The following is a 23,190-nucleotide window of genomic DNA, read 5'->3' on the forward strand; positions in this document are numbered from 1 at the left end:
CATAGAGAAAAACAACTGTGCATCGAACCTATTAACTCAGCGGGTTCGACGTAGGCTGCGACGCATTGCACGGATGTTGATATAGGCCTTGCCTCTTAGCCAGACTACAGCTCGATTGCATATCGAGGAGAAAATGACGAGTTGGTTGGGCTGGCGGATTCAATACGGTCACAAAAAAATTGTTTTATCGACGCTTTGCCGCTGCTCCCACCAGTGGTGTCGTAACCCCAAAAGTACTCGTTGCCTGCACCGTCTTTTTTCCGCACGTAGTATTCAATCTTGTATGGTTCGACAAATCGGCGGTAGCCGCCATATGACATCTCGATCATTGTTCTCGTACGACCACCATTTATGATGGTACTACGAATTGAACTTGGCATTAGGCCTATAGTGGTTGTTTCAGAAAGAGAACTTCTAGATGCTGCTCGGCCAACCAGTCTTCCTGACCTTCCACCACCAAAGCCGCTGGGGGTCATTCTTCTGATTGGTGCTGCAACCGCATCAAAAAGTGAGTTTACCATCTCTCCAAAACGGCTGGTAACTACGTCGAAGCCGAAGACACTGGTACTCGGCGCAATAATGGTTCCCCAGTACTCTTCATACTCGCCGATTGGGAGATCAAGTAGTTCCCGACGGGCCGCTTCGGGATTGGGTTCGAAAATCGACTTCTTCAAGAAAGTTGAAATCACTTCGGCTCTAGAAACTGACAGTTCTCGACCCAGAAGCACCCCATAGATCAAGTCGAACATGTCGCCGACTTTTCGCCTGTGTAGCAGCGTTGTTAGCTTGGACGCGAGAACTTCTTCTGCCTTCTGGACCCGCATCGTTTCGGAGAGACTAGAGCGATCACTGTATGGATGCAGGATCAGACGTTCTTGGACTGGCAGATAAATCTTGTCGAACTGAGTAACGTCCAGTTGCGTTTTCAGGTCCACGCATTCTTCATTGTAGAAGCCTTTGAAATAAACACGTGCTTCAAGCGCGTCCGCATCGAACGGCAAGTTTTTATCCTTTACCACTGTCTTGTCGAGGAATTCGATGGACGTGTTCGCTGAGAGAAGATTGCAAACCTCTCTCAACTCAGTTTCAAGAAGTAGCTGGTCAACTCGACTGGTGCTTGAAAAATCCAGGTCCTTCGAGAACCGCGTGTCAGAAAAATACGCTTTTCTCAATGCGTTTCCTCCCTTCAGTATCAAAAGCCGCCTCAACGCTGGACGGGAGAAAATTCCCTGAAGCATCCAGCTGTGGACGTAGTCCTTCTCCACCTCATGGGGCGTTAGTCCTTGGGCTTCACCGATTTCTTCAATTTCTTGGTCTGTAATCATGTGTTCATGATACCCAGCCCCTTTTTTCGCCAGTATTGTCAGATGATGCGCCTTTCTTTTTGGAAAGCTCGGCCTCCTAAGAAGTTACTCTCAGAATACCTTTAATTTCCGCTTCTCGGGCGAAACATTTAGCATCTTGCTTTCGCAGCGAACGACCACTTCCCGCCCTTTGAGACTGCTGTAAAGGCACTCCAATAGAGTTGTTCTTCAAATCCACGATGAAAATTCTTATGTTCTTTCAAACATAAGTAACTTGTTTCCTCCGGTCAGTATTGACCTTGGAAAATCAATGAAATAACAGGTTTTGGTGAGCAGCGGGCGTTGTGTAGTGGTAAGACCTCAGCCTTCCAAGCTGATGACGCGGGTTCGATTCCCGCCGCCCGCTCCAATCTTCACTTACCAATAAAAACAAAGCGCTCCATTGGCTGAATGTTCATTGAGCGATTGCGGTGGCACATGGTGCTGCGTAAATCTTGTTATGTCTTTGGCAAGAGGTAGCGCATGGCAAAGCAAACGGATTTCAAAGGCAGCGCACCCTTGGGGCGGCCGTACTGGTGGGAAGAGACAGAGCCAAAAGCAACCGACGATGATTTGCCTGACACTGCGGATGTTTTGATCGTGGGTGCGGGCTACACGGGCTTGTCTGCAGCCATCGCTGCGCATGACAGTGGGGCGCGTGTTGTGGTGGTCGAAGCTGGCATCCCGGGCGAGGGGGCGTCATCGCGCAATGGCGGGATGGTTGGCGCGCATCCTCGGTTGAGCTGGGACAAGCTGGCATCCAGTTTCGGGCGCGACGTGGCCGATGGTGTCTTTGCTGAAGCTTCATCTGCGTTGGCTTGGGCGCTGGTCTTCATCGAAGACGAGAGCATCGCCTGTGACTTTCAGCAGACGGGCCGCATTCAACTGGCTTGGACCGGGTCGCATTATGCCAGCCAGCAGCGGCTGGCGCAGAGTGTGAGCGCCAAGAGCAAAGTTGAGGTGGCGCTGGTGCCGCCCGAAAATCTGGCGCGTGAGATTGAAACCGGGTGTTACCAGGGTGGGCTTCTCTTCCCCGAGCATGGCGGGCTGCATCCCGCGAAGTATCATGCCGGCATGCTGGCGGCCGTTCAGAGGCGCAACATTCCCGTTGTAAGTCGTGCGCGTGTCGAGCGCCTTGAGCGCGACGGCACGCGCCAATGCGCCTACACATCCAAAGGACAGATCACTGCTGACAAGCTGGTGCTGGCCACGAACGGCTACACCACGCGGCCGTTTCGTTGGCATGTGTCGCGGGTGTTTCCTCTGCCATCCTTTCTGATTGCGACCGAAGAATTGCCCGCCAACCTGATTGGCCATTTGGCGCCGGGGCGGCGGATGATGGTCGAAACCCGCGCGCGGCATAGCTACTTTCGTGTATCTCCAGACGGCAAGAGGATCCTCTTTGGTGGACGGTCGGCGATGCGTGATATCCCTTTAGATCTGGCAGCCGAGCGATTGCGCCAAACCATGGTGGAGGTTTGGCCAGAGCTGGAAGGGACAAGACTCACGCATGCCTGGACCGGTAACACCGGGTTCAGCTTTGCCCATATGCCCCATGTGGGCGAACAAGATGGCGTGTGCTTTGCCATGGGCTATAGCGGGTCCGGCACGGTGATGGCGCCCTATTTAGGGGCCAAGGTTGGGTATCTGGCGGTTGGCGATGCGCGGGCCGAAACAGCGTATCAGCATACAAGGTTTTCGCGCCACTTTCTGCATCCGTTTGACAAACCGCATTTCCTAAAAGCGGCGGATGTCTGGTATCGGCAATGGGTGGATCGCTGGGAAAACTGGCAGGCGCGGTCTTAAAAAGAACGCGGTCCGAAATCTTTCAAAGATTTCGACATCCCATTAATAACCATCTGGCTTGAACCCGAAAAACGCCTTCGTCAGCACCTCTTCGATCTCCCAGATGGCTTGCATGCCGTCCTTGATGAAAACCGTGTCTCCCGGCGTCAGCTCCTGCACAGCACTAGTCTCTATATCTGTGAGCGTACCGCGCCCCGACAGCACGGTCATCATCTCATCACCCTGTTCGATGCAGGAAAACCGCCCCTCAGTGCAGCGCCAGATGCCTGATCGAGTTGCTTGACCTGGGCCGCCCATATCCAACCGGCCAGACGCGCGAGGTGTGCCTGACAAGATCTTGTAATCACTCAGAGGATTGTCAAAAGGCCACTCCTCCAAGGGGCCGGGATCCTCGCCGATTTGGTAGTGCCGCATCATTGCAGCCGCATCGCGCCGTCAATGCGGATCACTTCGCCATTGAGGTAGTCGCATTCGATGATGAACCGCGCCAGGGCGGCAAACTCCGCCGGGTCCCCGAGTCGCTTGGGAAAGGTCACGTCCTGCGCCAGGCTGTCCTGCACCTCCTGGGGCAACCCGCGCAGCATGGGCGTGCCGAAAATGCCCGGGGCGATTGCCATGACACGAATACCTTCACGTGACAGATCCCGCGCCATGGGGAGCGAGAGGCCAAATATACCACCCTTAGACGCGCCGTAGGCTGTCTGGCCTTTCTGGGCCTCAAAGGCGGCGATTGAGGCTGTGTTGATGATCACGCCGCGTGTGCCATCCGGGGCAGGGGTGTTCTTGGCAATCTCACCCGCGGCCAGACGGGCCACGTTGAAACTGCCCACAAGGTTGATGTCGATCACCTTCTGAAAAAGCTCGAGCCGGTGTGGGCCGTCCTTGCCCAAAGTGCGTTCGGCGGGAGCGATACCTGCGCAGTTCACAGCGGCTGTGATGCGTCCCATGGCATCTTTGGCAGCATCAATAGCAGTTTGGACCGACACCTCATCAGTAACGTCGGTTTCTACGAAAGTTGCGCCGATCTCATCCGCAACCTGCGGTCCTCGCTCTGTGTCACGGTCCAGAAGCGTCACCGCCGCACCCATTTCACGGAAATGCCGGGCCGTGGCTTCCCCGAGGCCAGAGGCGCCTCCGGTGATGATGGCGGCTGTCTCGGAAAGGTGCATGTGTGGACTCCGTTTCAGGAAATGAACATCTGTTCAGATAACGAGGATCATGCGCTCTGTCAAAGCCGGGCACGCAGCCATCGGGCACTGAGCCCCAGACCCACGACCGTGATCAGAATGCGAAAAACATGATGCAGTGTGACAAAAGCCGGGTTCGCCGAAAGGCTGAGGGCCACCAGAGACATTTCCGTCACCCCGCCCGGGGCAAAGCTGATGAGCAAAACATCAAAAGGTTGATCCAATGGCCCCATCAGAGCCAGGGCAAATCCAGCGGCGATGACCAGCATCCCACCGACCGATAATGCAGTTAGCCAGAGACCTTTCATCAACAAGGCTTTGGTAAGCCCGGTGAACCGCATGCCAAGGGCCGTGCCGATGACAACCTGCGCGGTGTTTACCAGCCATTGTGGCACATCGAGATGCAAGAGACCGGTGAGCGACAGGATCGCAGCTATGGCCATCGGGCCGGTCAGTTGCTTGGCTGGAAGGCGCAGGGCTTGCCCCAGAATGATCCCAGTCACACCAGCCAGGGCAATCCAGGGGAGGGCGGACCAAGGCACGCTTGACCGGGCCAATGTCATGCCCGCTGAACTTCCTACGGGTTCGCCCAGCCAGAGCGACAATCCGATGGGCAATAACGTGACCACGGCCACAACACGCAGGAATTGCTGCAGCGTCAGGCGGGCCGCATCCGCACCGGCCTCTTCCCCCATGGCGATGGATTCAAAAAGCCCGCCCGGCGCGGCGCCGTAAAACGCTGTGGGCCTGTCATATCCACCGATGTTGTGCAGGATCACATACCCAAACCCATGCGCCAGAACGACAAAGGCGGTCAGGGCTGCAAAGCTCAGCATCAGCCGCGGTGCATCAGAAAAGAGCTCCGGCGTGACCTGCGCGCCGATCATGAGACCGATGATCGCGATGAATGCAAGCCGCAGCTTGGGAGGGAACTGATAGCCAGATGGTAGGTGTTGGGGTGCGAGCGTCGCCACCAAAGAAGCCGCCAGCAATGGCCCCAAGAGATATGGCAGGGGTAGGTTCAGCGCTAAGGCTGCAAATGCTGAACACGCGCCAAGGGCCAAAAGGATCAGAGTGGCGAGGGGATGTCCCATAACCCTTTGAAGCACCGCCGACATAGGAGGGCAAGAGGCGACACTAATCTCGCCTCACAACGCCTCAGTTTATCAAGCAAATGGCACAAACTTCGAAAACGGCATCTCGCGCAGCCGCGTTCCGGTGAGTGCAAAGATGGCCGATGCAAGGGCCGGGGCGGCAGGGGGCACGGGGGGCTCGCCGACACCCAGGACTCTGTCTCCATTCTCAAGACCTCGCACCATGATCTCGGGGCACTGGTTGATCCGCATGGAAGGAAAAAGATCATAGTTTTTCTGCTCTGCCACGCCGCCCTCATAGGTGATTTCGCCAAACATCGCGTGGCCCAGCCCGAAGATGACACCGCCTGCGACGTTGTTCTCAAAATTCACGGGGTCTACAACTGTGCCCACTTCGGCGGCGACCCAGACGTTTGTGATGCGCAGACCGTCTTCGGTTTGCTTGATGTCCACTACTTCGGCGCAGGGCACACCAAAGGATTTGGTGAAAGCCACACCACGACCTACGCCGGCACTCGGCGCAGGGCCGGACCAGTTTGACATCTCTGCAATGGCTTCGAGCACCTTTTGAGACAACGGGTCGTTGCAAAGCCGGAGCCGTTCTTCGAGCGGATCAGCCCCTGCTGCGTGGATCAACTCATCCAACCCGGCATTGTAGAAAAAACCGTTGGAGGACGCCCCCACGGAGCGCCAGGAACTGATCGGCGCCAGCTCTGGGGCGCGGTATCCTGTGACGCGGTGATGCGGAATGGCGAAGGGTTGTTCGAAGGCCCCGGCCACAATCTGGCTGTCGGGTCCGGGCACGGTCTGGTTCTGCCGCGCCATTTGCGATCCGGTCACCGAGGGCATGGCAATCGAGAGGTCATAGGCCTCGACCTGACCGTCCTTGACCAATCCGCGCATGCGCGCCATGGCGATCTGACGCGGGAAGTCGTGCAACATGTCCTCTTCGCGCGAATAGGTCAGCTTGACCGGTGTGCCCTTCATTTGCATCGCGATTTCAGTGGCTTGTTTGACGACTTCATCTTCCAGCCTATGCCCGAAACTGCCGCCGATCATCTTTCCAAGCACTTTGATCTGATCGGGCGACAGCCCGGAAAGACGCGCCACGTTGGCCTGAAGGAAACGCGGCACCTGTGTGCCGGTCCAGACCTCAGCGCCATCATCATCCACACGCACAACCGCGTTCAGAGGTTCCAGCGGTGCATGGGCAAGGTACGGTGCCCGGTACTCTGCAGTTACTGCATCAGCCCCCAAAGCGGCATCCACATCACCATCATCGCGTTTGCGACTGTCTTGTGCGTCGGCGGTGAAACTATCCGACAGCGCCAGCCAATGCGCCTCCATTGTTTCGGGCATCGGCCCTTTGGGCCAGCTTGCCTCAATCGCGCGCGCCCCTTGAATGGCGCGCCAGGTGTTGTCGGCGATGATGCCAAGGCCCCCGGTGATCTCAACCACCGAACTCACGCCTTTGATCTTGAACGCCTCTGAGGTGTCGTACTTGCCCAGGCCGCCCCCCTGCGACGGGTTCATCAACACGGTGGCATGCACCATGCCAGGCACGGTCACGTCGATACCGTAGTCCTGAGTGCCGGTTGATTTGGGCACGATGTCGAGACGATCTGTCGGTTTGCCGATCAATCGCCATTCGGACGGTTCCCGCAGCGGCACGTCCTGCACCGGATCAAGTGTAGCGGCGCGGGCGGCAAGCGCGGTGTAGGGCAGGCGGCTATCATCGGGCAGGATCACGGCACCAGACTGCGTGCGCAAGTCCGATACAGGCACACCGCTTTGTTCTGTCGCGGCCAGTTTGAGCGTTTCGCGGGCCGAGGCCCCTGCTGCGCGCAGTTTGTCAAACCCGTCGGGAATGGTGGTTGAGCCGCCCGTGATTTGCAGGCCGATGAATTTCGAAACAGCAGATACAGCTGTTTGCGCAGCGTCTTGCATAAACCCGCCTGCTGGCACGAGAAACTCGGACGCCTCTTCTGCCAAAGCCTGGTTCCAATAGGCCACATCTGGTGCGCCGGGATCGAGCGAGATCTGATCCAGTTCCACGTCCAGTTCTTCGGCAATCAATAGGGCTTGCGCATGGTAGGCACCCTGGCCTTTGTCTGCGCGCGGAGTGATCAGAGTAATCCCATCCGGCGCGATCAAAACATACGGCGTCAGCGCCGCATCACCTTCATTCAGTCCTGCCAGAAGCGGGTTCTTGTAAGGTGTCTTGTACCGCCATGTGCCAAAGGCCACACCGCCCGCCACAGCCACAGCTCCGACAAGAAGCGTCCGCCGCGTGATCTTTCCCAACCGGCTCATCCTACGCCTCCCGCAGTTTGGACGCGGCTGTCTTGATCGCAGCGCGGATGCGGGGGTAGGTGCCACAGCGACAGAGGTTGCCGGACATGGCGTCGTCGATGTCCTGATCCGTGGGGTTCGGCGTTTCCGCAAGCAACGCGGCGGCCTGCATGATCTGACCAGATTGACAATACCCGCATTGTGCAACCTGATGATCGATCCAGGCGGATTGGACTGCGTGTAAGGCCTCTGGCGTGCCAAGCCCCTGAATTGTGGTCACATCCCCCCAAACGTCGCCTGCCAGTACCTGACACGACCGCACAGCCTCGCTATCGATATGCACGGTACAAGCGCCGCATTGCGCGATGCCACAGCCATATTTGACACCTGTGATGTCAAGCTCATCTCGCAAAACCCAAAGCAGCGGCATGTCGTCTTCGACATCCACCTCATGACGTTTTCCATCAACGGTGATCTGCATAGCGGTCTCCTGAACACCACCCCCGCGCCCGGTCTGAGACACGAACGATACCATGTCGCACTATCGGCGCGAAGTTGTTTCTGAACCACTTAGTTTAGAGGGCGGAGTATCGCCAGCATGGTCTGAGAAAAGTGATGCAACGTCACCGTGCGCGGACCAAAAGGACAAGCCCCAAAGACACAAGCCCGATCCCGGCCCATTCCAGCGGCACGGGTATTTCTCCTAACACCGGTATGGCGAGGACAGCCGCCGTGGCAGGCACAGCGGCGGAAAACCCGGCCGTGCCATTCGGGCCAAGGTGATTGGCGGCTAGAGAAAACAAAATAACTGCGAGAAACCCCGGTCCCAACCCTTGGAACAGAGCCTGTCCGAGGATCGTGCTCAGGGGCGTCTCCGCCATGCCGCTGGGCAGAAAGAGGGCCCAGATCGGCAAGAAGAGCAAGGCGTTTGGAATATTGACCAGCACAAGTGCCTGACGCGGTTTCACCTTCCAGTGTCTCAGGCTGAAAATATAGATGGATTGTATGGCGGCCGATGTGAGGAACAAGGCAATGCCGAGCCACACATTGCCGTTCCCGGCCCCGACCCCGGTTGAGCCGACCAAAACAGCGCCGATGACGATCATGGCCAGTGCCGCAGCCTGCATCCGGCCCGGCAATTGATGGCTAACATAGGCAACCAAAGCGCCAGTGAAGATGGGCAGTGCACCGTTTGAAAAGACACCGGCATACGCAACCGAGGCCTCGCTCAGGCCAAGATACATACACATCGTGTAGATCATGCCCGGCCCTGTCATTGACAGCAGGGCTGCTGCCCAGATCGGAATGTGACGTGGCCACCACGCCCACAGGAAAGGCAAGCAGATGACCCCCGCCACAGTGAATCGCAAAGCCGCAATATCACCTGCAGTCAGAGTGGTTTGCACGCCAGCGCGTGAAAATACGAAAAACGCGGACCAGATAATCAAAACCGCCACCGCACTGGCAATGCCAAGCGATACGTTCTGCACTTGATCTGCGTTGGGTTGGGTTTGGGGCTGCGCCATGCGCCACCAGTGTCAGACGGTTCTGGGACTGTCCAGCCTCTGAAAATTGACGGGTGACAAAAGAAACGCGCCGGCGGAGGGGCCGGCGCGTCCGAGGGCGATAAGACGGTCGCCTATTCGTGCGCTTCTTCTTCAAAAACGCGCTTTAGCCTCTCCGGACTTTTTGCGGCAGCCTCATCCGCCTCCATCTCACGTCTTTCAATCCCGGCCTGCACGATGTGAAACAGAAGCCAGAGTGCCACTCCGACGATCACAAGGATCATTTCTGTGCCCACCATTGGATAGATTGGACCGATTTGCGACAGGTCTGCACCTGCCCAGGTTTCAACTGAAGTTGTAGACATCATTCGCTCCTATCTATGTTAGCAGTCCGAGACGCTTGGCCTCTTCGATATCAGCCTGCGAGATTGCAATCGCGTCCATTTCCTCGGCGATTTCCTCGCTCATATCGAGACCGACAAGTTCGACCGCAGGCGGCACACGCAGCATGCCGAGCCCCATCAGGATCTTTGAGACGATCCACGCTGGAATAAAGCCCAGAACGATGAACATGATGCACGCGCCCATGAACTGACCCCATGGTGTGATGACCGCTACGGTTTCATGATAGGCCGCTGTTGCCGGGTGACCCCAGAGCATGAAGCCACAGATCACCAGACCGATGAAGCCTGCATAACCGTGTACTGCAATCGCGCCAACCGGATCGTCGATCTTGAACTTACGTTCGACCCAGAAATGAAGTTTGTACGCACAGACCGCGCCGATACCGCCGATGATCATGGCTTGGATCGGGTGATAAAGGTCATTACCCGCTGAGGCTGTGATAACCCCTGCCAGACCGGCCGAGTAGGTCCAGAACGCTTCGCCCTTGGATACCACATAGCCCGCCAACAGACCGCCCGATAGCGACATCAGGAAGTTGAAGACAATCGCGGAAAGTGTTGTTGGTGTTAAGTAAATCGTTGTCGCGGTAAAGTTCACGACACCTTCGGCTCCGCCCAGTGACTGGTGGTCGATGATTGGCACGTTACAGGCCACGTAGAAGCCCCAGAACCCGCAATAAATCAGGAAAAGACCGATTGTGACCAGCCACTTGTTGTGCGGGTTGATGTTGCGTGGGGTGCCATCAGGGGCAAACTTGCCGATCCTCGGCCCCAGCACACAGACCACACCGAGGGCGAAACCGCCTGCGATCGCATGGATCACACCAGATGCATAGGCATCGTGATAGCCCAGTTGTGTGACCATCCAGCCATCTGGGTGCCAGCCCCAGGCCGCGTCGATGATCCAAGTGCATGAACCGATGACAACGGCAAGGATCCAGAAGGCTGATGGCCGGATACGTTCTATGGTCGCGCCAGAAACAATGGAGGCTGCGGTCCATGAAAAGAGCAAGAATGCCGCCCAGAACACACCGTTGAGACGGTTCCAGAAGCCATTGCCAAGTTCAACGCCATACCCTTGTGCGGACTCCAGTGCCGGTCCAGGGCCACCTAGGTGCGTGCCCATCAGCTCTGACCAAGGCACAGCATTGTCAGACTGTGTTATGCCGCCTGTGATGCCAGGCCCATTTGGAAAGGCAAAGTAAATCCACCACCCAAAGAAGAAGAACGTCACCGTCACCAGCGGAATGAGCATGGTGTTCTTCATCAGAGTGTGAACGTGATTTTTGTGACGTGTCGCGCCGACCTCATACATACAAAAGCCGACGTGAATCAGAAACATCAGCGGAATGGTGATCCAGTAGTAAAATTCGGTAAAGATCACCGTAAGCGCACCGATATCGGTATCCATTAACTGTCCTCCCGTTTGCGGGGCGTTTGCTGATGTTTTGGGGGTCCGTTCGCGGACCGGAGCAAATCGCCCGTGTCTTGTGTCCCGGCTCGATCGAGCCTCATTCGCCCCGTCTTTGCTTAGGGGAAGACAAGGCGAACACAGGGTAAGTTTGCCTATTAATTATGCGGTTAGCTAGAAAAAAGAGCAGAGTTTAAAAAATTTCTTCCCCAAATGAATAAAATATTCCTTTTTAGCAAAGCCTTGCGCTGCGTGGCTCAAAGTCCTGGTGTCGTCGGGCACAACCTGACAGTGACGGTTTCGACTTGAGTTTTGGCGGATTTGAAAATGCGTAACGCCGTTTTTCCGACACGCGCCTCGTCGAAGCAAAACCGGACAAAGTGCTTAAAGCTTTCGACCCAAAACCTGCATCACAGCTTTGGGTCGAATGCGGCGCAAGATATGCGTGTCGCGTGCGCCCTGCCTTTATCTGATGTCTCAGGTTAAAGGCAGGACGTTTTAGAGCTGATAGTGTTCGTCCGCGATCTCCAGCGTTCGATCAAGTATCTCCAACCCGAGATCCAGATCCTCACGACTAATATTCAATGGCGGTGTGAGGCGAATGCAGTTTGAGAAGAATGACAGATAAAGCCCCTCATTCATTGCAAATTTCATCATCTCAGACATGGGCGCGGCAGCGTCTTCCTTGGCTGCGAAGGGCACCAGCATCTCGCGGGTGTCGCGGTTTTTGACCAACTCGATCGCGTTGAACATGCCCTTGCCACGAATATCGCCAATGCAAGGATGCTTGTCGGCCAGCTTGGCCAGTTCTGAACGCAAGTACTCCCCAGAAGCGGTCGCTTTCGCCAGAGTGCCTTCTTCCTGCATGGCGCGAATGGCCGCTACGCCAGAGGCACAAGCGAGTGGGTGACCGGCATAGGTCAGTCCGCCGGGAAGAGGATAGTCCTTCAGCCAGTCGGCTAGTGTTTTGGAGACAGACATCGTGCCCAATGGGACATAGCCCGAATTGATCCCCTTGGCGGAGCTGAGGATATCCGGCGCGACGTCCCAGTGATCGCAGGCAAACCATTTTCCGGTGCGGCCAAACCCGGCCATCACCTCATCAAAGATCAGCAAGATGCCGTGCCGGTCACAGGTCTCTCGAATGGATTGCAAATAGCCATCGGGGGGTACAAGAATGCCGTTCGTGCCCACAATCGGCTCCAAAATCACCGCGGCCACAGTTTGCGGGTTTTCGTACATCAAAAGCTCTTCAAGATGCGGCCCACCCTGGCTCACCGGGCAGTTTGCGCTGTCGGTATGTCCCATCGGGCAGCGATAGCAATACGGGTCCAGCATGCGCACCACACCGGGCATGTCGCCACGAGTCAGATGGCGGCGCGGATCGCCCGTCAGGCTCAGCGTGCCGCCGGTGGCGCCGTGATAGCTGCGATAGCGCGCGATGATTTTGGAGCGCCCGGTGTAATGTCTTGCCAGACGGATCGCCAATTCATTGGCCGCAGAGCCACCTGTAGTGAAAAAGGTGGAGGTGATCGGCTCTGGCGTGATCTCGGTCATCAGCGCGGCCAGTTCCGAGCGCACATCTGACCCCATGGCCGGGCCGATATAGCATAGCTTGTCGGCCTGATCCTTGATCGCCTGCACGATCTTGGGATGCTGATGGCCCAGGTTGGCATTCACCAGTTGCGATTGGAAATCCAAGTAACGCTTGCCCGTGCTGTCCCAGAACCAGCTTCCTTCTGCGCCTGTAATCACTGGCGGCTTTCTGCCTTGTTTGGACCAGCTTTGCAGATAGTGATTGGCGTGCATCTCTTGCACCCAGCCGGGATCATGCGTCGGATATTCATTGGAAAATTCAGACATGACAGGGGTCCTCAACAGGGGTCAATCAAAGATATGGGCAGGCGCGCCCAGAACGGCGTCATCCACGGTGATCCCAAGGCCGGGGCCTTCGGGCACTCCAATGCGGCCATCCTGACGCACGGGCGCATCGGGCGCGATGCGCGGGGCCACATAGTGGTTGAGATCGCAGGTGTTCATCAAGCCGCGCGCCGGAGTGGAGGCGGCCAGATGCAGGCTCGCGGCGGTGGTGATGTCGCTGCCCCAGCAATCCTCAATGCACATTTGTGTGCCTTGGGCCAAGCAAATCTCACGCGCCGCGCGAATGACGGTGATCCCACCGAATTTGGAGAGCTTGAGCGCCACAGCGTCCATGCAGCCTCTTGTGTGACCTTCCAGCAATGTCGGAATGTCATGGGCCGTTTCATCCAGCTTCATCGGCAGGCCCGTGGCGCTACGCACATGGGCGCATTCTTCAATGGTCGCACAGGGCTGTTCAAGCATCACGTCCAGATCGCTCACGGCCCGGCCAACGCGCGTGGCCTCAAGCGCGCTCGCCCCGCAATTCCAGTCGCCATAGACGAGCGGTCCCGGCCCGACCTCAGAGCGCACCGCTTTGAGGCGCTCAACATCCGCCTGCCAATCGACATCTGCGCCAAGCTTGACCTGAAACTGGGTGATGCCCTGATCCTGCGCGTCGCGGGCCATGCGGGCCATCTCATCGGGGGCCACGCAGGTGATGGAATGATAGACCGGCATATCCGCCACCATGCGCCCGCCCAAAAGTGCATAGAGCGGAAGATTGGCGGCCTTGCCCGTCAGATCCCAGAGCGCCATGTCGATGAGCGATTTGGCATAAGGGTGGCCTTGCAGATGGGCATTGAGCCGGTTCATCACCGCCGCGGGGCCAATCGGATCAGCTCCAAGCAGAACCGGCGCCATTTCTTCCACTGCGGGGACCGTGCCGCGCCAGTAGGCCGGCAGATACCCTGGGATTGCGCAATATTCCCCCCAGCCTTGAAGGCCGGTATCCGTCCCAATGCACAGGATCACCGATGGCGTGTCATCGCACGTCTTGCCATCCGCCATGTAGTAGGTTTCATGCGCTGTCAGCGGCACGTCCCAGAGCGTGAGCTTGGTAATCTTCATGACGCTCCTCCGTAAAACGTCGATTTGTCCATTAGGCCATCCCCACGCCAATATGCGGCCGCCAAGAGTGGTCCGGGGTTCATGCGCGCCGAATGACGTTGCCAGGGCGTGTGATGCGCAACCTCACCAGCGCGCAGAACCTGCGCGCCAATCCCATCGCTTGTCAGAGTGCAGGACCCTGCTAGCATAACGTACCACTCCTCGGGCTGATGGGCGTGATCAGGATAGATCAGCCCTTCGCCCCAGAACCCCACAGAGATGCGCATTTCGTCCGACAGGTAGAGTCCGCTCGGCGAGACCACATTCACGAAGGCATAATTGGCGAGGTAATGCGCGTCGAACCCATCGGTTTCGGTATAGCTTTGCGTCCAGGGCAGATACGGGATCGCGCGCATCAGCGCCTGTGTACTAGGGGCCGTAAGGTCCGAAGTCTCGCGGCAACGCGCGGGTAATGTATCACATACAGGATGTGGCATAGGCCGTGCTTCCGTAGAGATTTCTAGACCCTCCATGCGATCTGCGAACCAAGACAGGTCTCCGCCGATGTGTCGAGCCAACTGCGTCAAAGCTGAGAGGAGGGCCGTCGTCATCGATTACCTCTCATAGACAGCCACAGGCTGGCCGAGAATGTCCGACTCCGGAATAACCCCCAATCCGGGCGTGCTGGGCGGGGTAGCAAAGCCACTTTGGTTGCGCGCGCCTTGTCCCGGTACAGGATCATCGTTCAGGTGGTAGTGACAGAGCCAAGACGCCAGTCGATTCTCATCTGGTGTTGACGCCGCAAGATGAATGGCCGCGGTGTCGGCCAGAGCAGACCCGCCCACGTCCTCGATATGCATCTGCCAACCCACCGAGACGCCGAAGTCCCGGATCTGACGCGCGCGAGTCAGACCACCCACACGGTTGGGCTTGACCTTGACCCCTTCGCAAGCGCCACGTTTCCACGCTTCAAGATGATCGGGAAACGTGGTCATGCATTCATCCAGCATGATCGGATTTTGCACCCGTCTGGCCACGTGCGCGCATTGATCGAGCGTCTCACAAGGCTGCTCGACCCAGTCACGCGCAGCAACAGAGTTGAGCACTTCAATGGCCATCGCAGGCGTCCAGGCCCGGTTAACGTCAAAGGTGAGACTGTGACCTTGGGGCAGGGCGCTTGATATGCCTTCTATGCGTGCGATATCCACGTCAGGCTCACTCCCGCCGACCTTGGCGGAATGCACGGTGTAGCCCTTGGCCGCCGCTTTTTCGATAAGGGTTATCATCTCCTCGGGTGTGCCGGTGGAGATAGAGGAATTGACCGCAACCGGGGTTGCCTCCGCACCGCCCAGAAGTTGCCAGAGCGGCAGGCCTGCGACTTGTCCCAGAATGTCCCAACAGGCGATATCGATCGGCGACTTGGCATAGGGATGCCCCGGAAGTTGCGTGTCCATCACTTTGTTCACATGATCCAAACTACGCGGATCACACCCCAGAAGCGCGGGTGCCAGTGTTTCGATTCCCGCTCTTAACCCAGGGCCATGTGCCGGTAAATAGGTATGGCCCCAGGGGCACCCCTCTCCCCAGCCGCTAAGACCCTCATCGGTTTCGATGCGCACAAATGTGCTGTCCAGCCGATCAAACCGCAGACGACCACCAGACAGAAAATAGGGTTCTGCAAGCGGCAGATCGCGCTGCCAGACGGTGATGCGGGTGATTTTCATTTTAGTTCAACCTCAACGAAGGACATTCGTGTTTCCCCAGAGTTTATAACGTTGTGCTCGACGCCCTTGTCTCTTGCATAGGCAGTACCACCCGGCACCGTGACCTCACGCGAGGTGCCGTCGGGTTCTTCAAGTCGCATGTTGCAATCGGTGAGCGCGGTGATCACATAGTCCATCCCGTGTGTATGCCATCCGGTTTACTGACCCGGTTCGAAATCAAACCGCGTAACACGCGTGCGGTCATCATCGATCAGTAGAATGGCGGTGCAAGTCATAGTCATGTCGCGTCTCCCCAAGTCGCGACTGGCTCACCAAGGGCCTTGAAATCTGGCGTGACGCCAAGACCTGGCGTGTCCGTCGCATAAAGCTTGCCGTCTTTGGTGGTTGGGCCACCGATGCCGGTGGGGCGTGTGTTGTAGTTCATAAGATCGGTGGAATTGATCAGGTATTCCTCAGGCGTAGAGGCGGCGAAATGCGCCACTGCCGCGGTGGTGATTTCGCCACCCCATGTGTCTTCCGAAACCACGGGGATACGGTTCTCCACCAAGAAATCCCGTACGCGGCGGGCCTTGGACAACCCCCCGAGGTTGGAGATTTTCAGGCAGCACATCTCGGCGCCATGATCAGCCACAATGCGCTGGGCCATGCGAAGATCTGTGACGCATTCATCAAGCTTCATGGGCTGGTTGGCCACGCGGCGCACCTGCTGACATTCTTCGTAGGTCTTGCAGGGTTGTTCGAGGATGAAGTCGAGATCACGCGTGGCCCGCGCCACCCGAATGGCATTGTCTACGCGCCAGCCCTGATTGGCGTCAGCCATGGCCTTTTCGCCCGGCTTGAGCAGCGGCACGGTGGCGCGAATTCGTTCGATATCGGTGGCCCAGTCCGCGCCCACCTTGATCTGAAACTGGCGATATCCTGCGGCCCGGTGGCGCTCCATTTCAGCAATGGTTTCATCGCGTGAGCGTTGCGGGGCGACGCGGTACATGGGCGCGCCATGGGTAAGCTTGCCACCCATGAGCATCCAGACAGGCTGCGATGTGGCCTTGCCGAGGATGTCCCAGAAAGCGGCGTCGAAGGGGGCTTTGGCATAACCGTGCCCCTGGACGATGTGATCCATCAGCCGTTCCATGCGGGCGACCTGTCGCGGGTCTTCGCCCAGCAGATGAGGGGCTGCAAGTCGGGCAAACGCCTCGACCCCCTCGGAGTGGGCGACCATATAGTTTTCTCCGCAGGGCGTGAATTCTCCGCATCCTTGCACGCCTGCATTTGTGTCGACCACGATGACCGATGCAGTGGCGATAGAAATGGCATTGCCTGCGCCCCACGCATAGCTGCCGTCCACGTAGGGCAATTTGGTTTTGTAAAGACGGATGCGAGTGATTTTCATGGCTTACCTTTGGTGGGTTGCGCCGCCTTCGGTGTCGCCGTGGACGGGGGCTATCCGCCCCCCACGTCGAAACTCTTGTTTCGACGCTCCCCCCGAGGATATTTCGGGCAAAAAGAAAGAGGGTTTCAGTCATAAACGGCCACTGGCGCGCCGAGCGCCTCCATATTTGGGGAGACGCCAAGGCCAGGCGCTCTGGGAGCTGTTGCGCCGCCGTTTTTGACGGGCGCGTCGAAACACGCAACACGGGCTGTGGTCATGGCACGCGTGTCAAGCGCGCAGCGCAGCAGGTGGCGCGGTGTGGACTGGGCGATGTGCAGGATGGTGGCAAAGGCAATCTCGCTACCGACAGTGTCTTGGACAGACATCACCAATCCCGCACTCGCCGCGATGATGCGTTGGCGGATCATGGGGGTGACGCCCCCTTGTTTTGAGGTTTTGAGGCCTACGCCATCGCACAAATCCTGTGAAATCGCGTGGATCAGGTCGGCCTCGGATTGCACCAGCTCATCAAGCAGGATCGGCACAGAGCACCTTGCGCGCAGGCTTTGGGTTTCGCGCCAGGTGGCGCAAGGCGCTTCGAGCACGACATCAAGCCCATCAGGCAAGAGCGACAGCATTCTTAGCGCGTGTTCCGGGCTAAGCCCGCCATTAGCATCGGCCAGGAACCATTCGCCGGGCTGCCGGTCCGCAAGACATTCCTTGATCCGCTCTGCATTAAGGGCTGGGCCGCCCTCGGCCTCGAGTGCCCCGATTTTGATCGAATGGCCCAGAAAGCCCTCGGCGCGGTGGGCGGCGACCTTGGCGCGCATAGCCTCAGGGGTGTCGCTGCCGATGGAGGAGATCACCGGTACAGACCCCGCATTGCGCCCGCCGATATGATCGCAGAGTGCCTGGCCCGCGGCCTTGGCGGAGATGTCCCAGCAGGCGACATCCAAAGCGCAGCGCGCGTCGCGGTGGCCCGTAAGTGCCGTGCACATAAGTTCCCACAGCTGGTCGTGATGGCGCGGATCGTGACCGATAAGTGCGGGCGCAAGCTGGGCGATTCCAGCGCGGGTTCCCGCGGCATGAGCGGCGATATAGGTGGACCCAAAAGGCGTGCTTTCGCCCCAGCCTTCCAGCCCCTCATCGGTGATCACCCGGGCGATGGTGGCGTCATACGTGTGGTATTCCCGTCCACCGGAGAGCCGGTAGACACCACCGGCCACGGGCAAGTCCACCTGGTATATCTCGATGCGCGCAATCTTCATGCCGACAGGCTTGGCATTTCTGCCAAATCCCCTCCGCGCCAAAAGACACAAGTAAGCACCGCGCTGTCTTGTGTGGTCATTGCGTGGGGTTGCTGAGCCAAATGCAGCCGCGTCTGGCCGGGGCCGAGGGTGGCATCAGGGGTGCCATCTGCATGAAAGAGAGCCTCGCCGGAGACCACGGTATAGAGTTCTTCGGCGGCGTGGTGATGGCGTGGATAAAAGAGGTTGGGGCCCCAGTAGGCGAGGGTCAGGCGGGTCTGGTTTGAGTGGAAATGCCCCTGAGGCCCGGCCAGCTCGCACCAGCAAAACCGATCGAGAAAATCCTGACCGACCTGAGCCGCAGTATAGCCGTGTCGCCAGTCTGCATGGGGGATCAGCGCTTGTATCGCGGTCAATAATGCCGAGGACTGCGCCGTGGTGGCGCCTGGCGTCTGGGTGATGTGTCGTGTGGCGGGCAGCGCGTGGGGCTTGCGCCCGGCCCAGGTCATGTCGTCTGGCCAGGGGCAAAAGGCGCGGGCCTCGGGCAGGGCGGCATGCCAAGCCTGTGCTTCGGCCAACGCGGCTTCAAAGACCGGCGGCGCGGTCATGAGAGTGCCTCGGGATGGGTCCAAACAGGTTTTGTCGCCAGATCGCCACGCCAGAGCACATAGGCCATGATGGGGGTGTCATGGGTGGTCAGAGCATGCGGCACATTGGAGGGATGAAAGGCCGTCTCGCCGGGCCGCAGATGCCGCGAGGGTTGGCCTTCCACGTGAAATTCACCTTCCCCGGCCACCACAAGATAAAGCTCTTCGGCGGGATGGTGATGCATGGGATAGTGGAAGCCGGGCACCTGGTAAATCACGAAACTGCGCATCTCTTGCGCCCCAAGCGGTGTATCACTCCCGAGCACTTCGTAGCATCCAAAATGCGTGTGCAGCGTCGCGCCATAACCCGTGTCGCGGTAGGTTTCGCGCCATTTGGCCTCTGATGCGGCAGCACATAGGGCATCGCGAAAGGGCAGAAGATCATCGGGTGCAAAGAGGCCCGCGTCCGTTTGCATCCTGTCGCTCAGCGGGTCGTGGTGGGGTGCGCAGTCATGTCGGTGCACGGCGCCGGGAAAGGCGCAGAAGTCCTGAAGCGCTGTGATGCGGTCATGAGCGGCCTGCGCCTCTGAGAGCAGCTGATCCCAGGCGTCCCTCATGGCACCACCACGATGTTGCCAGTATGCTCTTTGGCAATGAATGCAGCCTGCGCCTTGGCGTACTCTTTGAGCGGGTAGGTGGCGGCCAGCATCGGTCTGATTTCTCCGCGCTCAATATATTTGACCACGTCGTGGAACACATGTTGGGGAATGACGGTGGAGCCGGTGAAGGTCAGATCACGCAGGTAAAACGTGCGCAGGTCAAGCTCGACCATCGGCCCGGCAATGGCCCCCGAGCAAGTGTAGCGCCCGCCGCGTTCCAGCACATCGATCAGGGCAGGCCACCCGTCGCCGCCGACGATATCTGCCACTACGGTGACCTTTTCATCGCCCAGTGCCTTGCGCAGGTCATCAGGTGCGCGCGGCAAAATCATGTCTGGCCCCATCTCAGCCACCTGCGTGTGCTTGGCCTCGGACGCCATGGCAATCACGCGCGCACCGCGTCGTTTGGCCAATTGAATAAGTGCGCCGCCTACGCCACCTGATGCCCCAGGGACGAGCACAGTGTCATCTGCCCCAACCTGTGCCCGGGCCAGCATGCCCTCGGCGGTGGAGTAGCTGCATTGAAAGGTGGCAAGTTCTGCATCACTGAGGGGGCTATTCACCACCGCCACATCTCGCATATCGGCCATGGTATACTCGGCATATCCGCCATCTTTCTCGCTGCCGAAATAGCCGGTCTTGTCCTTGTTGTCGGGGTCAGACCAGTCGCGAATCCAGCCATCCACCAAGACGCGTTTACCGATGAGGCTCGGATCGGCCTCAGCCCCCACAGTGACAACTTTGCCCACCGCATCCGCGCCCTGAATGCGCGGGAAGGTGAGGGGGCGGCCACCCCATGTGGGGTCCTCTTCGTTGACCTCATCAAAGGCACCGCCGGTGGTGGCCTCATCGACGGCCTTGGAATACCAGCCCGAGCGCGTGTTCACATCGGTGTTGTTCAGACCGCAGGCCCCCACCTTGATCACCACATCGGAAGGGCCGGGCTGGGGCGTCGGCCAATCTTCATGCCAGTGGTACATGTCCAGATCACCATGCCCGGTCAGCACCATGGCGTTCATCGTGGCGGGCAGGGTAGTCATCAGTCGGTCCTTTCGTTGGGTGACTGGAAAATTGCAATTTTCCAGGCCGTTTTCTTGCAAGAAAACGACATGCTCTCAGACCTCCGCCATCGCGACATCCGTGCGCGGCAACAGGCTTTCGGGGTCATAGGCCGGTGCGCCAAGGATCCGGCCCTTGCGCGGGGTGCCGGCGATGACAACCTCAACTTCTTGTTCCGGCATATTGGCGTGGGGTTTGACATACGCAAAAGCAAGGATCTTGCCGATGGTGTGGCCATAGACTACTGAAGCGGTGGACCCCACGACCTTGCCGTCCAGAAGAACAGCCTCTCCGCCATGGCCATCCTCGACTCCGTCTGGCTCAATCTCCAGATAGGCGCAGACCCAAGGCAAGTCGGTGTTGAGCGTCTTGTCACGGCCAAGATAGTCCTTGTCCCGCCGCGCAAAGCGCAGTACGTCGGCCTCGGCCAGAGTGACTTCGTTGGTCAGCTCGCCTGCGCCTTTGAAGCCTTTCTCCATGCGCATCGCATTCATCGCGAAAGAGCCGTAATCGGTGATGTCATGCGCCTCACCTGCGGCCCAAAGCGCGTTATAGACATCGAGACAGGCGGCATCCGGCATGTGCAGTTCCCAGCCCAACTCACCTGCATAGGACATCCGAAACGCCCAAATTTTGTGACCGGCGACTATGATCTCCTGAGCCGAGAGCCAGCGAAAGCCTGCATTGCTGAGATCGGCATTGGTGCATCTGCTCAGAACTTCCCGTGATTTCGGCCCGTTGAGCGACAGCGCCGACCATCCGTGTGACAGGGTGGCGATTGTAACGTCCTCACCGTCGCGCTGCTGATTGAGATGGTCCAGAAGCCGTTGCTCGAAGAAAGCCGCGCAGACCAGATAAAACCGATCTTCGGCCATACGGACAATCGTCGTCTCCAGCTCTATGCGCCCGCGCCGGTTCAGCATATGCGTCAGCGTGATGGCCCCCACTTTTTGCGGCATGCGGTTGGCGGTGAGCCGATCAAGCAGTGCATAGGCATCTGGGCCAGACACTTCGACCTTGGTGAAGGCGGTCACATCCATGATCCCGACGCTCTCGCGCACGGCGCGCACCTCTGCGCTCACCATGTCGTGCACTGCGTTGCGCTTGAAGGAATAGTGATCCTGTTGTGCAACGTCCTCTCGCGCAAACCAGCGGGGGCGTTCAAATCCGTAGACCTCTTCATAAACTGCACCCTTGGCCTTGAGGCGTTCATAAAGAGGTGAGGGCTTGATCGGACGCCCGGCAAGGCGGTTGAAATGGGGGAAAGGGATTTCATGGCGCAGGCAATAATCTTCTTTGGCTTTAATAACTTGCCACTCTTTGTTCGCGTAAGATCCAAACCGGCGCGGGTCATATTCGCGCATCGAGACATCCGCCGCGCCATGCACCATCCAGCGCGCCAGTTCGCGCGTTAGCCCCGGACCCCAGCCAATGCCAATCTGCGTGCCGCAGCAACACCAGTAATTCTTGACCCCCGGTGCGGGTCCAATCATCGGGTTGCCATCGGGCGGGTGCGAAATCGCGCCATGCACCTCGCGCTGAATACCAAGCTCTGCAAAGATCGGCATGCGGTTCAGGCTTTCCTCAAGCCACGGCATGATGCGGTCGTAATCAGCATCAAAAAGCCAGTTCTCATAGTGCCAGGGGCATTCATCGAGCCAGACCGCGTTGGGATTTTCCTTTTCGTAGATCCCTATGAGGCCAAGTTTCTGCTCCATCCGGATATAGCCCGAAACCTTCTTGTCATCGCGGATAACCGGCAATTCGTAGTCAAGGTCTTCGAATTCTGGCACAGGCTCGGTGACAAAATAGTGGTGCGTCATCGAGGTCATTGGCAGTTGCAGCCCGGACCATTCACCCATTTGCCGCGCGTAAGTCCCGCCCGCATTAACCACATGTTCACAGGTGATGGTGCCTTGCTCGCTCTCTACCACCCATTCACCGGCAGCGTTCTGCGTGACATTGGTGGCCCGACAATTGCGAATGATCCGCGCCCCCAGCTGCCGCGCACCTGCGGCCATCGCCATAGTCACATTTGTGGGGTCCACATGCCCGTCATCGGGCGTGTAAAGCGCGCCAATAACGCCGTCGAGATTGTAGAACGGGTGATTTTTGCGGATATGGTCCGGCCCGACCAGCTCAATATTGAACCCAAGCGACCGGCCAACGGAAAGGGTATGCCGCAGCCAATCCATCTCGTCCTCGGTATAGGCCAGCCGGTAGGAGCCGCAGCCATGCCAGGTCACCGCCTGCCCGGTCTCGGCCTCTAACGCGCCGGAATAAAGCCCGATGTTGTAATCCACGCATTTGCCAAGGCCGAAAGACGAGGTTGAATGCGTGATCTGCCCCGCCGCGTGCCAGGTGGACCCAGATGTCAGTTCGGCCTTTTCAAGCAAAACCACATCTGACCAACCCTCATGCGCCAGGTGATAGGCCAGACCCACACCCATAACACCGCCGCCAACGATGACCACGCGGGCGTGGCTTGGGAAGGATTTATCCGACATCTGTATTTTCCTGTGAAACGAGTCGCAAA

21 protein-coding genes and 1 tRNA gene are annotated in these 23,190 nt (G+C 58.2%); 2 read left to right on the top strand and 20 right to left on the bottom strand.

The window, feature by feature from the left end; genetic code table 11:
- Window positions 1–104 precede the first annotated feature (104 nt).
- Window positions 105–1,325, bottom strand: a complete 1,221-nt coding sequence (locus tag RZ517_RS08110; RefSeq protein ID WP_338550948.1) for a nucleotidyl transferase AbiEii/AbiGii toxin family protein — start codon at window positions 1,323–1,325, stop codon at window positions 105–107.
- Between the two features lie 314 nt (window positions 1,326–1,639).
- On the opposite strand from RZ517_RS08110, the gene RZ517_RS08115 reads away from it, so the two are divergent.
- A tRNA-Gly gene (locus RZ517_RS08115) sits at window positions 1,640–1,713 on the top strand.
- 113 nt (window positions 1,714–1,826) lie between these two features.
- Window positions 1,827–3,149, top strand: a complete 1,323-nt coding sequence (locus RZ517_RS08120; protein ID WP_338550949.1) for an NAD(P)/FAD-dependent oxidoreductase — start codon at window positions 1,827–1,829, stop codon at window positions 3,147–3,149.
- A 42-nt stretch (window positions 3,150–3,191) separates the two neighbouring features.
- Here RZ517_RS08120 and RZ517_RS08125 read toward each other — a convergent pair whose 3' ends face one another.
- The 19 genes from RZ517_RS08125 to RZ517_RS08215 all read right to left on the bottom strand — a co-directional run bounded on the left by RZ517_RS08125 (window position 3,192) and on the right by RZ517_RS08215 (window position 23,161).
- On the bottom strand, window positions 3,192–3,563 hold the full coding sequence (locus tag RZ517_RS08125) for a cupin domain-containing protein (protein ID WP_338550950.1): 372 nt from the start codon (window positions 3,561–3,563) through the stop codon (window positions 3,192–3,194).
- A complete protein-coding gene (locus RZ517_RS08130) occupies window positions 3,563–4,318 on the bottom strand; it encodes an SDR family NAD(P)-dependent oxidoreductase (protein ID WP_338550951.1) in 756 nt (251 codons plus the stop codon). The genes RZ517_RS08125 and RZ517_RS08130 overlap by 1 nt, the downstream gene beginning before the upstream one ends.
- Window positions 4,319–4,377: 59 nt before the next feature.
- Window positions 4,378–5,430 (bottom strand): AbrB family transcriptional regulator, encoded by a 1,053-nt coding sequence (locus RZ517_RS08135; RefSeq protein ID WP_338550952.1) that lies wholly within the window; start codon window positions 5,428–5,430, stop codon window positions 4,378–4,380.
- Between the two features lie 72 nt (window positions 5,431–5,502).
- Entirely contained in the window at window positions 5,503–7,743 is a 2,241-nt protein-coding gene (locus RZ517_RS08140; RefSeq protein WP_338550953.1) for a xanthine dehydrogenase family protein molybdopterin-binding subunit, read from the bottom strand.
- 1 nt (window position 7,744) lies between these two features.
- The gene (locus tag RZ517_RS08145; RefSeq protein ID WP_338550954.1) at window positions 7,745–8,203 is read right to left on the bottom strand and encodes a (2Fe-2S)-binding protein; all 459 of its coding nucleotides are present in this window, start codon (window positions 8,201–8,203) and stop codon (window positions 7,745–7,747) included.
- A 142-nt stretch (window positions 8,204–8,345) separates the two neighbouring features.
- Window positions 8,346–9,248, bottom strand: a complete 903-nt coding sequence (locus RZ517_RS08150; RefSeq protein WP_338550955.1) for a DMT family transporter — start codon at window positions 9,246–9,248, stop codon at window positions 8,346–8,348.
- Window positions 9,249–9,361: 113 nt separating this feature from the next.
- Complete coding sequence (locus RZ517_RS08155) at window positions 9,362–9,592, bottom strand: hypothetical protein (protein ID WP_317055288.1); 231 nt, start codon at window positions 9,590–9,592, stop codon at window positions 9,362–9,364.
- 13 nt (window positions 9,593–9,605) lie between these two features.
- Window positions 9,606–11,042 carry an ammonium transporter gene (locus RZ517_RS08160; protein WP_317055287.1) on the bottom strand — a complete coding sequence of 479 codons (1,437 nt, stop codon included), beginning with the start codon at window positions 11,040–11,042 and terminating at the stop codon, window positions 9,606–9,608.
- Window positions 11,043–11,540: 498 nt separating this feature from the next.
- Window positions 11,541–12,905: an aminotransferase class III-fold pyridoxal phosphate-dependent enzyme gene (locus tag RZ517_RS08165; protein WP_338550956.1), complete on the bottom strand. Its 1,365-nt coding sequence runs from the start codon at window positions 12,903–12,905 to the stop codon at window positions 11,541–11,543.
- Window positions 12,906–12,926: 21 nt separating this feature from the next.
- A complete protein-coding gene (locus RZ517_RS08170) occupies window positions 12,927–14,030 on the bottom strand; it encodes a mandelate racemase/muconate lactonizing enzyme family protein (RefSeq protein ID WP_338550957.1) in 1,104 nt (367 codons plus the stop codon).
- Window positions 14,027–14,620, bottom strand: coding sequence for a dimethylsulfonioproprionate lyase family protein (locus RZ517_RS08175; RefSeq protein WP_338550958.1), 594 nt, complete (start codon window positions 14,618–14,620; stop codon window positions 14,027–14,029). Before RZ517_RS08175 ends, RZ517_RS08170 begins: the two co-directional genes overlap by 4 nt.
- A 3-nt stretch (window positions 14,621–14,623) precedes the next feature.
- Window positions 14,624–15,733, bottom strand: a complete 1,110-nt coding sequence (locus RZ517_RS08180; protein WP_338550959.1) for a mandelate racemase/muconate lactonizing enzyme family protein — start codon at window positions 15,731–15,733, stop codon at window positions 14,624–14,626.
- Window positions 15,730–15,909 carry a hypothetical protein gene (locus RZ517_RS18395; RefSeq protein WP_422395567.1) on the bottom strand — a complete coding sequence of 60 codons (180 nt, stop codon included), beginning with the start codon at window positions 15,907–15,909 and terminating at the stop codon, window positions 15,730–15,732. Before RZ517_RS18395 ends, RZ517_RS08180 begins: the two co-directional genes overlap by 4 nt.
- 101 nt (window positions 15,910–16,010) lie before the next feature.
- Window positions 16,011–17,123 (bottom strand): mandelate racemase/muconate lactonizing enzyme family protein, encoded by a 1,113-nt coding sequence (locus RZ517_RS08190; protein WP_338550960.1) that lies wholly within the window; start codon window positions 17,121–17,123, stop codon window positions 16,011–16,013.
- A 125-nt stretch (window positions 17,124–17,248) separates the two neighbouring features.
- Window positions 17,249–18,370 (bottom strand): mandelate racemase/muconate lactonizing enzyme family protein, encoded by a 1,122-nt coding sequence (locus RZ517_RS08195; RefSeq protein WP_338550961.1) that lies wholly within the window; start codon window positions 18,368–18,370, stop codon window positions 17,249–17,251.
- Window positions 18,367–18,957: a dimethylsulfonioproprionate lyase family protein gene (locus RZ517_RS08200; protein WP_338550962.1), complete on the bottom strand. Its 591-nt coding sequence runs from the start codon at window positions 18,955–18,957 to the stop codon at window positions 18,367–18,369. Before RZ517_RS08200 ends, RZ517_RS08195 begins: the two co-directional genes overlap by 4 nt.
- Window positions 18,954–19,553 carry a dimethylsulfonioproprionate lyase family protein gene (locus RZ517_RS08205; protein WP_338550963.1) on the bottom strand — a complete coding sequence of 200 codons (600 nt, stop codon included), beginning with the start codon at window positions 19,551–19,553 and terminating at the stop codon, window positions 18,954–18,956. Before RZ517_RS08205 ends, RZ517_RS08200 begins: the two co-directional genes overlap by 4 nt.
- On the bottom strand, window positions 19,550–20,635 hold the full coding sequence (locus RZ517_RS08210; protein ID WP_338550964.1) for an alcohol dehydrogenase family protein: 1,086 nt from the start codon (window positions 20,633–20,635) through the stop codon (window positions 19,550–19,552). Before RZ517_RS08210 ends, RZ517_RS08205 begins: the two co-directional genes overlap by 4 nt.
- Window positions 20,636–20,710: 75 nt before the next feature.
- Complete coding sequence (locus tag RZ517_RS08215; RefSeq protein WP_338550965.1) at window positions 20,711–23,161, bottom strand: FAD-dependent oxidoreductase; 2,451 nt, start codon at window positions 23,159–23,161, stop codon at window positions 20,711–20,713.
- Window positions 23,162–23,190: the final 29 nt, after the last annotated feature.

This window comes from Roseovarius sp. S88, assembly GCF_037023735.1.
GTDB classification, from domain to species: domain Bacteria; phylum Pseudomonadota; class Alphaproteobacteria; order Rhodobacterales; family Rhodobacteraceae; genus Roseovarius; species Roseovarius phycicola.